14 protein-coding genes are annotated in these 12,810 nt (G+C 66.7%); 9 read left to right on the forward strand and 5 right to left on the reverse strand.

The genetic code is table 11. The features are described 5' to 3' along the window. Window positions 1-259 precede the first annotated feature (259 nt). The 3 genes from parE to BJP62_RS11065 all read left to right on the forward strand — a co-directional run bounded on the left by parE (window position 260) and on the right by BJP62_RS11065 (window position 3,757). On the forward strand, window positions 260-2,233 hold the full coding sequence (gene parE / locus BJP62_RS11055) for a DNA topoisomerase IV subunit B (RefSeq protein ID WP_070529691.1): 1,974 nt from the start codon (window positions 260-262) through the stop codon (window positions 2,231-2,233). Between the two features lie 148 nt (window positions 2,234-2,381). Beyond that, window positions 2,382-3,287: a phosphotransferase gene (locus BJP62_RS11060; protein WP_070529692.1), complete on the forward strand. Its 906-nt coding sequence runs from the start codon at window positions 2,382-2,384 to the stop codon at window positions 3,285-3,287. Then, entirely contained in the window at window positions 3,284-3,757 is a 474-nt protein-coding gene (locus tag BJP62_RS11065) for a GNAT family N-acetyltransferase (protein WP_083300870.1), read from the forward strand. Before BJP62_RS11060 ends, BJP62_RS11065 begins: the two co-directional genes overlap by 4 nt. Before the next feature lie 9 nt (window positions 3,758-3,766). Here BJP62_RS11065 and BJP62_RS19185 read toward each other — a convergent pair whose 3' ends face one another. Next, window positions 3,767-4,675 carry a methyl-accepting chemotaxis protein gene (locus BJP62_RS19185; RefSeq protein WP_083300871.1) on the reverse strand — a complete coding sequence of 303 codons (909 nt, stop codon included), beginning with the start codon at window positions 4,673-4,675 and terminating at the stop codon, window positions 3,767-3,769. Window positions 4,676-4,882: 207 nt separating this feature from the next. On the opposite strand from BJP62_RS19185, the gene parC reads away from it, so the two are divergent. Further along, window positions 4,883-7,243 carry a DNA topoisomerase IV subunit A gene (parC, locus tag BJP62_RS11075; RefSeq protein WP_070529694.1) on the forward strand — a complete coding sequence of 787 codons (2,361 nt, stop codon included), beginning with the start codon at window positions 4,883-4,885 and terminating at the stop codon, window positions 7,241-7,243. Beyond that, a complete protein-coding gene (locus BJP62_RS11080) occupies window positions 7,243-7,758 on the forward strand; it encodes a M15 family metallopeptidase (protein ID WP_070529695.1) in 516 nt (171 codons plus the stop codon). Before parC ends, BJP62_RS11080 begins: the two co-directional genes overlap by 1 nt. 39 nt (window positions 7,759-7,797) lie before the next feature. On the opposite strand, the gene BJP62_RS11085 is transcribed toward BJP62_RS11080, so the two are convergent. The 4 genes from BJP62_RS11085 to BJP62_RS11100 all read right to left on the reverse strand — a co-directional run bounded on the left by BJP62_RS11085 (window position 7,798) and on the right by BJP62_RS11100 (window position 10,815). Next, a complete protein-coding gene (locus BJP62_RS11085; RefSeq protein WP_070529696.1) occupies window positions 7,798-8,301 on the reverse strand; it encodes a DUF1993 family protein in 504 nt (167 codons plus the stop codon). Between the two features lie 72 nt (window positions 8,302-8,373). Then, entirely contained in the window at window positions 8,374-8,946 is a 573-nt protein-coding gene (locus tag BJP62_RS11090; protein WP_070529697.1) for a chloramphenicol phosphotransferase CPT family protein, read from the reverse strand. Continuing rightward, on the reverse strand, window positions 8,946-9,881 hold the full coding sequence (locus BJP62_RS11095) for a GyrI-like domain-containing protein (RefSeq protein ID WP_070529698.1): 936 nt from the start codon (window positions 9,879-9,881) through the stop codon (window positions 8,946-8,948). Before BJP62_RS11095 ends, BJP62_RS11090 begins: the two co-directional genes overlap by 1 nt. Window positions 9,882-9,993: 112 nt before the next feature. Beyond that, on the reverse strand, window positions 9,994-10,815 hold the full coding sequence (locus tag BJP62_RS11100; RefSeq protein ID WP_070529699.1) for a hydroxymethylpyrimidine/phosphomethylpyrimidine kinase: 822 nt from the start codon (window positions 10,813-10,815) through the stop codon (window positions 9,994-9,996). Window positions 10,816-10,878: 63 nt separating this feature from the next. On the opposite strand from BJP62_RS11100, the gene BJP62_RS11105 reads away from it, so the two are divergent. Genes BJP62_RS11105 through BJP62_RS11120 form a run of 4 tightly spaced genes read left to right on the forward strand, consistent with a single transcriptional unit; the run spans window position 10,879 to window position 12,804 of the window. Then, a complete protein-coding gene (locus BJP62_RS11105; RefSeq protein WP_070529700.1) occupies window positions 10,879-11,043 on the forward strand; it encodes a rubredoxin in 165 nt (54 codons plus the stop codon). A 29-nt stretch (window positions 11,044-11,072) separates the two neighbouring features. After that, window positions 11,073-11,906, forward strand: a complete 834-nt coding sequence (locus tag BJP62_RS11110; protein ID WP_070529701.1) for a M48 family metallopeptidase — start codon at window positions 11,073-11,075, stop codon at window positions 11,904-11,906. Continuing rightward, entirely contained in the window at window positions 11,906-12,328 is a 423-nt protein-coding gene (locus BJP62_RS11115) for a CopD family protein (RefSeq protein ID WP_070529702.1), read from the forward strand. Before BJP62_RS11110 ends, BJP62_RS11115 begins: the two co-directional genes overlap by 1 nt. Window positions 12,329-12,342: 14 nt before the next feature. Then, window positions 12,343-12,804 (forward strand): CYTH domain-containing protein, encoded by a 462-nt coding sequence (locus BJP62_RS11120; RefSeq protein ID WP_070529703.1) that lies wholly within the window; start codon window positions 12,343-12,345, stop codon window positions 12,802-12,804. Window positions 12,805-12,810 lie beyond the last annotated feature (6 nt).

A 12,810-nucleotide genomic window follows, 5' to 3' on the forward strand; every position in this document is an offset into this window, starting at 1 on the left:
CGAACAAAGCATGTCCTCGTTTTCGCCGAAGATCGCGACAGATCGATCAAAATAGCCGGAACGGTTTTTTCCGCGTTGCGACGCCATCGACGGAAAATGGCCACCACTCGCCCAATCTCCGGCCGGGGCCCCGTCGCCTGCCGAACGGCAGCCGGCGACTGTGGCAGTACGGCAGCGCGCAACCGGCGCTGAATAATCCGCCTTCTTCAATCCGGTACGGCTTGCTAGACTCGCCGCATCCAATGTTTCACGTGAAACCATGAGCACGCCACGCTACGACGAATCCGCGGTCAAGGTCCTCAAGGGGCTCGACCCGGTCCGGCACCGGCCGGGGATGTACACCCGCACCGACAACCCGCTGCACATCTGCCAGGAAGTGATCGACAACGCCGCCGACGAGGCGCTCGGCGGTCACGCGAAGACGATCCGCGTGACGCTGTGGCGCGACCAGAGCCTGCGCGTGTCCGACGACGGCCGCGGCATTCCGGTCGGCATCCACCCGGAAGAGGGCGTGCCGGCGGTACAGCTGGTGTTCACGCAACTGCACGCCGGCGGCAAGTTCGACAAGAAGGACGGCGGCGCCTACGCGTTCTCGGGCGGCCTGCACGGCGTCGGCGTCTCGGTGACCAATGCGCTGTCGACCCGGCTCGAAGTCGACGTGAAGCGCGACGGCGCACAGCACCGGATCGTGTTTGCCGGCGGCGACGTCGTCGAGCCGCTGACCGTGACCGGCAGCGCCGCGAAGAAGGACACCGGCACCACCGTCACCGTGAAGCCCGATCCGCAGTACTTCGATTCGCCGGCGATTCCGCAGGCCGAACTCGAACACCTGCTCAAATCGAAGGCGGTGCTGCTGCCCGGCCTCGTCGTCGTGCTCGACGTCGAGCAGGCCAGCGGCGAGTTCCTCCGCCGCGAGTGGACCTACCCGGACGGCCTGACCGGCTACCTGAGCGAACAGCTCGCCAGCTACGAGACGCTGACGCCGATCCTGCGCGGCGAAAAATACGCCGACGGCGACGACGAAACGTTCGCGCCGGGCGAAGGTTGCGCGTGGGCGTTCACCTGGAATGCCGAAGGCCCGGTCAACCGCGAATCGTACGTCAACCTGATCCCGACCCCGGCCGGCGGCACGCACGAATCGGGGCTGCGCGACGGCGTATTCCAGGCGGTGAAGACCTTCATCGAGTTTCACAGCCTGCTGCCCAAGGGCGTGAAGCTGCTGCCCGAAGACCTGTTCGGCCGCTGCTCGTTCGTACTGAGCGCCAAGGTGCTCGACCCGCAGTTCCAGGGCCAGACCAAGGACAAGCTCACCAGCCGCGACAGCCTCAAGCTCGTCTCGACCATGGTCAGGTCGCCGTTCGAGCTGTGGCTGAACGAGCACGTCGAGCTGGGGAAAAAGCTCGCCGAACTGGCGATCCGTGCAGCGCAAAGCCGGCAGAAGGGCGCACAGAAGATCGAGAAGAAGAAATCGTCCGGCGTCGCCGTGCTGCCGGGCAAGCTGACCGATTGCGCCTCGGACGAGAGCGAGCGCTGCGAACTGTTCCTGGTCGAGGGCGATTCGGCCGGCGGCTCGGCCAAGCTGGGCCGCGACAAGGACTTCCAGGCCATCCTGCCGCTGCGCGGCAAGGTGCTCAACACCTGGGAAGTCGACAAGGACCAGATCTTCGCCAACAACGAAGTCCACGACATCGCGGTGGCAATCGGCGTCGACGCGCACGGCCCGGGCGACAAGCCGGACCTGAGCAACCTGCGCTACGGCAAGATCATCATCATGTCCGATGCCGACGTCGACGGCAGCCATATCCAGGTGCTGCTGCTCACCCTGTTCTACCGGCATTTCCCCCGGCTGATCGACGCCGGCCACGTCTTCGTCGCCCAGCCGCCGCTGTACCGCGTCGACGTCGCCGGCAGCGGCAAGCAGAAGCCGCCGCGCAAGTTCTACGCGCTCGACGACGGCGAACTCGGCGCCGTGCTCGACAAGCTGCGCGCCGAGAAGGTCCGCGAGGGCGCGTGGAGCATCTCGCGCTTCAAGGGCCTCGGGGAAATGAACGCCGAACAGCTGTTCGAAACGACGATGAACCCGGACACCCGCCGGGTGCTGCGCGTCGGCGTCGCCGACGACGTATCGCTGAACACGCGCGAGCTGATGAACATGCTGATGGGCAAGGGCGAGGCCAGCAGCCGCCGTGCCTGGCTCGAGGCGCGCGGCAACGAGGTCGAAGCCGACCTCTGAGCCGGCAGCCCCCCGATGCGAACGACGCCCCGGCCACGGGGCGTCGTCGTTTCGGCCGCGTTTTGCCATGCTTGCCGATCTGCCCGTCACATGAACGGAACCGGCATGGCCGCGTTATCGTAGCGGTTTCGCATCTACGGACGATGCCATGACCGTGCTGGAACCCGCCATCTCAGACTGGCTCGAAACGCGCTCGCCCGACTGGTTCGGCGAAGTCCCCGAGGTCGACAGGGTCATCGACGGCTTCTACGGCCAGGTCTGCATCGTCCGGCTCGCCAGCGGTACGCTGCGCGTGGTCAAGCGCTTCCGGATTGCCGGCTTCGCCCGCCACGAAGCCCGTGCGATGCAGGCATTGCGTGCCGCCACGCCGGCAGCGATCGCGGTGCCGCGGCTGCTGCATTTCGAAACGGCCGCCGAACACGGCTGGGATGCGTTCGTGATGGACTTCGTCGCCGGCGTCAACGCAAGCGAAACCCCGGCCGAATTCGCCGACGCGCTCGCCGCCGACATCGTCGCGCTGCAGCGGCACTGGCACGCGCAGACCGCCGATGCGTTCGAAAATATCGACGGCAGCCATCATGCAAGCTTCGCCGCGAGCTACCACGCCTATCTGCAAGGACGGCGGGCCTTTCTCGAAGGTGCCGGCGGGTTCGACGCCGGTCTCAAGGCACGACTACTGGCCACGCTGGATCATGCCGACACGCTGCTCGCACCGCTGGCTGGCGATCCCCCGGCCTTCATCCACGACGACGGTCACGCCGGCAACTACCTGGTCGACCCGCAGACGTGGCGTCTCGTCGCGGTGATCGATCCGGCCGGCGCGCGCTTCGCCCATCGCGAACTCGACCTGTTCCACCTGCCGGATGCGCGGCCCGATCTCGGCCTGCTCGCGCGTTATCTCGATCAGGTGCCGCCCGCCGACGGCTGGCCGGCAAGGCGCTGGCTGTTCAGCCTGTGGGACGACATCAAGCACGCCGAATTCACCGGCTGGCGCGACGACGCCTGGTTCGAGCGCAAGCTAGCCGCCTTCAACACCGAGATCGGGCAACAATGATCGAAATCCGCCCCGCAGAAACCGCCGATGCGGCGGCACTGGCGACGCTGCTGCACGAGTCGGTCCGCCGTGCCGGCCGCGCCGCCTACAGCGAAGCCGAATGCGCCGCCTGGTCGCCGGCGGTTCCCGATCCCGCACACCTCACTGCAGGCATCGTCGATCCCGACAACTTGGTGCTGGTGGCGGTCGATGATGGGGTGATCGTCGGGTTCGGCAGCCTCGGCCCGGCACCGGATCACCTCGACATGCTCTATGTCCGTCACGACCGGATCGACCAGGGCATCGGCTCGCTGCTGATCAGCGCGCTCGAGGCCGCTGCCCGCGAGCGCGGCGCGACCGAGCTGCATACCGAAGCCAGCCGCCTGCTGCGGCCGCGGCTGCTCTGGCTGGGCTATACACTGGTCGAAGCCGAATGGGTCGAACGGCAGGGCGTACGGATCGAACGCTTCCGGATGACGAAGCGCCTTTAGAAGGGGAGGTCAGCCCAGCGCCGACACCGCGTCATGATCGCCGCCGCGCCAGCGCCGGGCGATGTCGCCATCCCGGCCGTCCGGCACGGCTGCCGACGGATCGATCAGCGCACGGAATACGCGCTGCCGGCCCGCCAGCGCGCCGAAGTGCCGGCCGATCGCCTCGGCCTGCTGCGTCGCGTGCAGGCTCGCCTGCGAGACGCGTGCAGCGTCCTCGCGCAGCGCGCCGAGATCCGCGCTCGCCTCACCGACCTGGACCAGACTGGCGTTGACGTCGGCCACCAGCGTAGTGATGCCGTCGCGCGCGTCGCCGGTCCGCTGGCGGATTGCCGCGACCAGACCGGTGATCTCGCTGGTCGCCGTTCCGGTGCGCTCGGCGAGTTTGCGTACCTCGTCGGCAACGACGGCAAATCCTCGCCCGGCTTCGCCGGCCCGCGCAGCCTCGATCGCCGCGTTCAGCGCCAGCAGATTCGTCTGGTCGGCGATCTCCTTGATCATCTGCACGAAACGGGTGATGTCGGACGATTGCGCATCGAGCGCATCGATATCGTCGCGGCAGCGCGATGTGGTGGTGTCGAGCCCGGCCAGCCTGTCGCGCGCCGTTTCGACCGCCGTTGCGCCGTGGCCGGTCCGCGCGCTCAGTCCGTCGGCCTGCTCGCGCAAGGCAGATGCTTCGCCTGCCACGCCGTCCAGCATCCGGACAACCGCGGCCATTTCATCGTCGTGTCGTGCCAGTACCGGTGCCAGCCGCAGCAGCGGCGGTTCGGCACGGGCCGGGGCAATCTGGCTCAGGAAGGTCGTATCGCGTTCATGCTTGTCGACCAGTGCCTTCAGCCGCGCGTTCTCGGCCCGCAGCGTCCTGATCTCGTCCTGCAGTTGCGTCTGCGTGGCCTTGCTGCCAAACCATTCGCCCAACATGTCTTCCCTTAGCGCGCGCGTCGTCTCGAAACAGCAGTATGCCGCGATCAAGATGCCCGACGCATCAGGACCGCCTGATATGTTGCCCAATCGGCCACAGCGGCCCGCTGCGCCCGCCAGCGCCAATGTTTCACGTGGAACGGTCGTGAAACGTCGGCAAGGCTCGGGCTACAATGCGCACTGCTTGATTCATCTTCCGTGCCATCCATGTCCGACTTCGACGAACTGACCGCCCCAGAAACCGCACCGGCCGCCGACGACGGCGGCAACCGCCGCTATGTCAGCGCCACCGTTTCAGCCCAGGCGCCCGACGACGGCGAATCGGTCCAGCTCGGCCTGTACGCCGAGCGCAGCTACCTCGAATACGCGATGAGCGTCGTCAAGAGCCGCGCGCTGCCGCAGGCCGAGGACGGCCAGAAACCGGTGCAGCGCCGGCTCTTGTACGCGATGCACGAGATGGGACTGACCGCGACGTCCAAGCCGGTGAAGTCGGCGCGGATCATCGGTGACGTACTCGGTAAATTCCACCCGCACGGCGACCAGTCGGCGTACGACGCACTGGTACGGATCGCGCAGGATTTCTCGCTGCGCTATCCGCTGGTCGACGGCCACGGCAACTTCGGTTCGCGCGACGGCGACGGCGCCGCCGCCTATCGCTACACCGAAGCGCGGCTGAGCCCGATCGCCGAGCTGCTGCTGTCCGAACTCGACGCCGGCACGACCGATTTCATTCCGAACTACGACGGCGCTTTCGACGAACCGGTGCTGCTGCCGGCACGGCTTCCGATGCTGCTGCTCAACGGCGCGTCGGGCATCGCCGTCGGCATGGCGACCGAAATCCCGCCGCACAATCTCGGCGAAGTCGCCGATGCGGCCATCGCGCTGATCCGCCAGCCGGGCCTCGATACCGCGGCGCTGCTCGAATACATCCAGGGCCCGGACCTGCCCGGCGGCGGCCAGATCATTTCGCCGAAAAAGGACATCGTCGCCGCGTACGAGAACGGCCGCGGCAGCCTGAAGACCCGGGCGCGCTGGGAGAAGGAAGACCTCGCGCGCGGCCAGTGGCAGATCGTCGTCACCGAGCTGCCGCACGGCACGTCGTCGCAAAAGGTGCTGGAAGAAATCGAGGAGCTGACCAATCCGAAGGTCAAGAAAGGCAAGAAGGCACTGACGCAGGAGCAGGACCAGACCAAGAAGCTGATGCTGTCGTCGCTCGACCGCGTCCGCGACGAATCGGGCAAGGACCAGCCGGTGCGGCTGGTGTTCGAGCCGAAGTCGTCGCGCCAGAATGCCGACGAGCTGATGACGCTGCTGCTGGCGCACACCTCGCTGGAAACCAACCTGTCGATCAACATCGTCGCTATCGGCCGCGACGGCCGGCCGGGGCAGAAGAGCCTGCGCGACCTGATCGCCGAGTGGATTTCGTTCCGCTTCGACACGGTGCGCCGTCGCACCGAACACCGGCTCGGCAAGGTCGACGACCGCATCCACATCCTCGAAGGCCGGATGATCGTCTTCCTCAACATCGACGAGGTGATCCGCATCATCCGCGAATCGGACGAGCCGAAGGCCGCGCTGATCGCGCGCTTCGACCTGTCGGACCGGCAGGCCGAGGACATCCTCGAAATCCGCCTGCGTCAGTTGGCGCGGCTCGAAGGCATCCGGATCGAGCAGGAACTCGCCGACCTCAAGACGGAAAAGGAAGGACTCGAACACCTGCTCGGCAACGCTGCCGCCATGCAGAAACTGGTCGTCAAGGAAATCGAAGCCGATCGCAAGAAGTACGCCGACCCGCGCCGGACGCTGATCGAACAGGCCGAAAAAGCCGTGATCGAGGTGTCGGTCGTCGACGAGGCGACGACGCTGATCCTGTCCGAGAAGGGCTGGATCCGCTCTCGCCAGGGCCACGGCATCGAGCTGGCAAGCCAGAGCTTCAAGGACGGCGACAAACTGCTTGCGGCGATCGAATGCCGCACCGTCGACAACGTCGCGCTGATCGGCTCGGACGGCCGCGTCTACACGATCCAGGCCGCCGTGGTGCCGGGCGGACGCGGCGACGGCGTGCCGGTGACGACACTGGTCGATCTGGCCGCCAAGAGCCGCATCGTCCAGCTGTTCACCGCCGGCAACGACGAATGGCTGGTGATCGCCAACTCGTCCGGCTACGGCTTTGCCTGCCAGTTCGACAACCTGCTGAGCCGGCAGAAGGCCGGCAAGAGCTTCATCAGCGTCGACGACGGCGAAACCGTCCTCAAGCTCGCGACCTTTGTTCCACGTGAAACGTCGCTGGTTGCCTGCCTGTCGAAGGCCGGCAAGCTGCACCTGTTCCCGTACGCAGAATTCAAGCAGCTGGCCGGCGGTGGCCGTGGCGTGATCACGATGGCGCTCGACGACAAGGACGAGCTCGCTGGCCTCACCGTCTGCGACGGCGAAACGCTGAGGCTGACCGGCGCCGGCCGTGGCGGCAAGGTGACCGAGCTGATCCTCGACGCCAACGGCATGGCGCCGTACGTCGGCAAGCGCGCGCGCAAGGGCAAGCCGATCGCGCTGAAGCTGCCGGGCTTCTGATGAGCCCGACGCTCGCCGCAACCTGGCAATCGCTCGGTATCGCCGAGTCGGTGCTCGCCGAAAAACGCCTGACGCTGTATGACGACGCCGACGAACTGGTGGTCGCCGAAACGGGTGACGACGGCCGCGAATGGCGGCTGACGCCGGCGACGCGAAACGCATGGCAGACGATGCAGGCGGCTGCGGCTGCCGACGGGGTGACCTTGCGCATTGCATCGGCCTGGCGCGGCATAGACCGCCAGGCCGAACTGATCCGGGCCAAGCTCGACCGCGGCGAGACGATCGCGGCCGTGCTCGAACGGCTGGCGCCCCCCGGTTGCAGCGAACACCATACCGGCCGCGCCGTCGATGTCTACGAACCGGGCGGCCCGGTGCTCGAGGAAGCGTTCGATACCACGGCAGCCTACGCGTGGCTGCAGCTGCACGCCATCCGCTTCGGTTTCACGCTGTCGTTTCCGCGCGGCAACGCGAACGGCTATATCTACGAGCCGTGGCACTGGTGCTACCAGCCATGAAAAACCGGCCTTAAAGGCCGGTTTTTCATGGCAACGCGCTCAGATCTCGCCGATGAAATCGCTCTTGCCGAGCGGCACACCGTTGTGGCGCAGGATGTTGTAGGCGGTCGTGATGTGGAAATACACGTTCGGCAGCGCAAAGTTCAGCAGGTAGAACTCGCCCTGCATCGGATGATCCGGCATCCACGGCATCGTGACCGTCTTGCCTGCGGTGTCGTCCAGCGCATCGGCCGGCACCGATTCGAGATAGCTCAGCGTTGCGTTGATGCGCTCGCGCAGCTCGGCAAAGCCGGTTTCGCTGTCGTCGAATTTCGGTGGCGTGATGCCGGACAAGCGGCCGATGCTGCCCTTGGCCTGGTCGGTGGCGATCTGCACCTGCTTGAGCAGCGGGTACATGTTCGGAAACAGCCGGCTCTGCAGCAGCACCGCTTCGTCGATCTGCAGCTCGCTGCAGTAGGCGAGCGCCTTGTCGAGCAGGTGCGACAGGTTGCCGAGCATGCGGACGTAGACCGGAACGGACAGCTGGAAGTAACTGGGCGACATGACGACTCCTCGAACAGCGCCCCGGCCGGCCGGAGCGACGGAGCTTCATCTTAGCCCGGCAGGGGAGGCGCTTCAGCCCAGGTTGAGCCGCTCGAGGCTGTCGGCGGCGGCCCGCCAGTGCCGGGCTTCGACGAGCCTCGCCGCGAGGGAATCGGCACAGTCGGCGATACTGTCGCCACCGGTATCGACGTCGAGATCGTAATCCCAGTCGGCATGCACCCGCGGCGCTTCCCACGCGGCCAGCCCGGCGGCGCGGTCGCCGCGTGCCGCTTCGCGTTCGGCGGCGATCGCCGGATCGCAGCGCACTGCGACCAGCACCGTCGCATAGCCGGCCAGCTCGGTCAGCAGCTCGCGCTTTTCGTCGCGCTCGCACCAGCCGTTGTCGATGATCAGCCGGTTGCCGGCCTGCAGCAGCCCGGGCAGGCAGTAGTGGTAGCCGCGCACCAGCGCCGCCCAGTCGTAACCGGCGCGGCCTATCGCTTCGCCACGGCACATGCGCTGCCAGTCCGATTGCGGCAGGCTGGAGAGCACGTGGTCGATGCCGAAGTACAGATACTGCACGGGCAGCCGCTCCTGCAGCGCCCGGGCGAGCGACGACTTGCCGGCCGAGCTGCAGCCGTTGAGCACGATCACCTGCGGCAGCATCACAGCACCGGCAGACAGAGGTCGATCTGGCCGTCGCCGAAGTGGGCGCGGTAACGTTCGATCCGCGGCCTTGCCGGATCGGGCGTCAGCCCGGCGCGCGGGAACCACACGTGCATCAGGTCGCGCCAGCGCGGGCCGATGTCGTCGGTCGGGCCGGTAAAGCTGAACACCGCCCAGCGGCCGCCGTGCAGCCTGCATTCGCCGAAACCGCGCGGGATCCGCGTACCGGGTTCGATCCGCACTGCGGTGTCGTAGCGGCGCCGGCCTGCCGGGGTCGTGCCGGGGTCGTTCCAGATCAGCCCGTACCAGAAGTCCTTGTCGAGCTGGTTGCGGTGGCAGAAGTTGCCGAACTGGATCCACATCTCGTTCAGGTGGCAACCATAGTCGCCGACCTCGCGCTGGTACAGGCAGCGCATCGTCGGCCATTCCTCGACTGTGATTTTCGCGGCGATCTCGTCGAACGACCAGACGTAATCGGCGTCGGTCCCGGCGATCCGGCCGCCGGGCTGGTAACTCTTGGGGCCGAGCGTCTGCTTGAGCCAGTCTCGCGTTTCGGGTTCGCCCTTGCGCCAGGCGCTCGGGGTAAAACCGAACTCGCGGTGGAAGGCGCGGCTGAACGTCGCCGCCGACGAGAAACCGACCTGGCGCGCAACCTCGCCGATCGGCAGATGCGGCGCCCAGTGCAGCAGCGATGCGGCGGTCTCGAGCCGGGTTTTCCACAGGAAGGCCTGCGGCGTCGTGTTGTAGCGGTTCTGGAAGCGGCGGACCAGGTACCACGGCGAGTAGTGCGCCGCGTCGGCGAGATCGGCCAGCGTCAGCGGCGACGAGAGATCGCGCATCATCCGGTCGACCGCACGCTCCAGTCGCGGGCACGGGATCAACCGGTGCGGCTGACGGGACACGACGGGAATGTAGTTCGGAACCGGGGCGTTCATCGCGGTTTTCCTGGCTGGCCAAGGCATAAGGTCAAGACCTTAGCATGCCGCAAGCGCCGCGCGACGACTAGCCCCCGGCGTACCGGCGACGTTTCACGTGAAACGTCGCGGCTCAGTCCTTGCCGTCTTCGCCGCGGCTCCAGAACATCCGGTCCGGCAGCGGCCGGCCCATGCCGGGACGGAAGGCGTTTTTCAGCGTCTGCCAGGTGAACTCCTGTGCATCGCGCACCGCCTGGCCGAGCTCGACGCCGTTGGCGAGCGCGCCGGCAATCGCCGCCGACAGCGTTGCGCCGGCACCGTGGAAATGGCCGGGCAGCCGCTCCCAGCTGTCGGTGCGCATCCGGCCGTTGCCGCTGAACAGCGCGTTGACGACCTTGGGCGTCGGCGCCTGCGAACCGGTGATCAGGACATACTCGCAGCCGAGCTGGACGATGCGGTTGGCGGCAGCGTCGAGCGGCAGGTCTTCCTGCTCGTCGGCATCGTCGCTGGCGAGCAGGCGTGCACCGTGCTGGTTGGTCGTGACGATCAGCGAGTGCGGCACCAGCAGGTCGCGCAGCGCGCCGACATATTCGTCGACAGCCATCTCGTCGCCGAGCGTCCGCGGCACGACCGGGTCGAGGATCAGCGGTACGTCCGGGTAATCGGCGGCGATCTCGGCGAGCACGGTCAGGTTTTCGATGCTGCCGACCAGGCCGACCTTGATCGCGTCGACCTCGGCATCCTCGAGCACGTAGCGCGCCTGGTCGTGCAGCCATTCCGGGTCGACCGGCTGAAACTCCTGCAAGCCGGTGCTGTCCTGCACGGTGAGCGCCGTGATCACCGGCAAGGCGTGGCAGCCCAGCGCCGCCAGCGTCAGCACGTCGGCCGATACCCCGGCGCCGCCCGACGGATCGTTGGCGGCAAATGTGAGTACGAGCGGAGGGACGGCATTCATGGCGGGACACGGAAACGATTGGGGTAGAATTCCGATTCTAAACGACGCTCGAGATGCGACCCGATGAAAAAGTATATGTGTTTGATTTGCGGCTTTATTTATGACGAGGCCGATGGCCGCCCCGAAGACGGCATCGCCCCGGGTACCGCCTGGGACGACGTGCCGCCGAACTGGACCTGCCCGGATTGCGGCGCGCGCAAGGACGATTTCGAGATGATCGAGATCTGAACCTCGCCCGTCACCAACGAGAAACCGCGATGAAACGCCAATTTTCCGTGCTCGCCGTTGCCACCGCCGTGCTGCTCGGCGGCTGCCAGCAGGTCAGCACCACCGGCGCCGGCGCGACCAATATCACCCGCAAGCAGAGCATGAGCATGCTGGTGTCCGAGAAGGACGTCGAACGGATGTCCGCGCAGGCCTACGTCGAGACGCTGAACAAGGCCAAGGGCGGCGGCAAGCTCAATACCGACGCGGCGATGACGCAGCGCGTACGCGGCATCGCCGCCCGGCTGATTCCGCAGACCGCGGTGTTCCGGCCCGACGCGCCGGGCTGGAAGTGGGAAGTCAACGTCGAGCAGAGCAAGCAGCTGAACGCCTACTGCATGGCCGGCGGCAAGATCATGTTCTATTCGGGCATCATCACCGCGCTCAAGCTGTCCGACGACGAGATCGCCCAGATCATGGGCCACGAGATCGCCCACGCGCTGCGCGAACACGCACGCGAGCGGATGAGCAGCGAAGCCAACAAGCAATTCACGATGCAGGGGATCTCCATCGTTACCAACGGCAAATACGACGCGCTGCTCGGCCTGGGCGACCAGCTGATCGCCGTCGGCTACACGCTGCCTAACAGCCGCGAACACGAGTCCGAGGCCGACGTGATGGGGCTGGAGCTCGCCGCACGCGCCGGTTACAAGCCGCAGGCGGCGGTGACGCTGTGGCAGAAGATGGCCGCCGCGTCGCAGGGCGGTTCGCCCGAGTTCCTGTCGACCCACCCGTCGTCGAACACGCGGATCCGCGACCTGCAGGCACAGATCCCCAAGGTCGAGCCGCTGTACCAGACCGCGGCCAAACAGTACGGTAAACGCTGATGCTCTGGTTCAAGGCACTGCACATCATCTTCGTCACCAGCTGGTTCGCCGGGCTGTTCTATCTGCCGCGGCTGTTCGTCAACCACGCGATGGCGACCGAGCCTGCCGAAATTGCCCGGCTGGCGCTGATGGAAAAGAAGCTGTTGCGTTTCATGACGCCGCTGGCGGTACTGGCGCTCGGCTTCGGGCTCGCGACCTGGGCGAGCTACGACTTCTACGCCGGCCCGGGCTGGCGCTGGATGCACGCCAAGCTGACCCTGGTCATGCTGCTGATCGGCTACCACGGCTGGTGCTTCAAGCTCTGCAGCGATTTCGCCGCCGGCCGCAACGCGCGCAGCCACCGCTGGTACCGGGTGTTCAACGAGCTGCCGGTGCTGGCGCTGTTCGCCATCGTCATCCTCGTCGTCGTCAAACCCTTCTGAAGCCGAGGCCCGCCATGGCGATCGAAATCGAACGCAAATTCCTGCTCGCCAGCGATGCCTGGCGCAGCGCCGTCACCACGTCGACGCGCATTGCCCAGGGCTATCTGTGCACCGATCCCGAACGCACCGTGCGCGTGCGCCTGAAAGGCGATGCGGGCTTCCTGACGATCAAGGGCAAGAACCAGGGCATCGCGCGCGCCGAGTTCGAATACCCGGTGCCGCAGGCCGACGCCGAGGCGATGCTGGCGCTGTGCCCGAACGTGCTCGACAAGACGCGGCACCTGCTCAGCGTCGGCGCGCTGCTGTGGGAAATCGACGAATTCCACGGCGACAATGCCGGGCTGATCGTCGCCGAAGTCGAACTCGACGCGGTCGACGCCACGTTCGAGCGGCCCGGCTGGCTCGGCGCCGAGGTCTCCGCCGACCCGCGCTATTACAACAGCGCGCTGTCAGAAAAGCCGTACTGCCGCTGGTGAGTGCGG

Source organism: Jeongeupia sp. USM3 (genome assembly GCF_001808185.1).
In the GTDB taxonomy this organism is placed as follows: domain Bacteria; phylum Pseudomonadota; class Gammaproteobacteria; order Burkholderiales; family Chitinibacteraceae; genus Jeongeupia.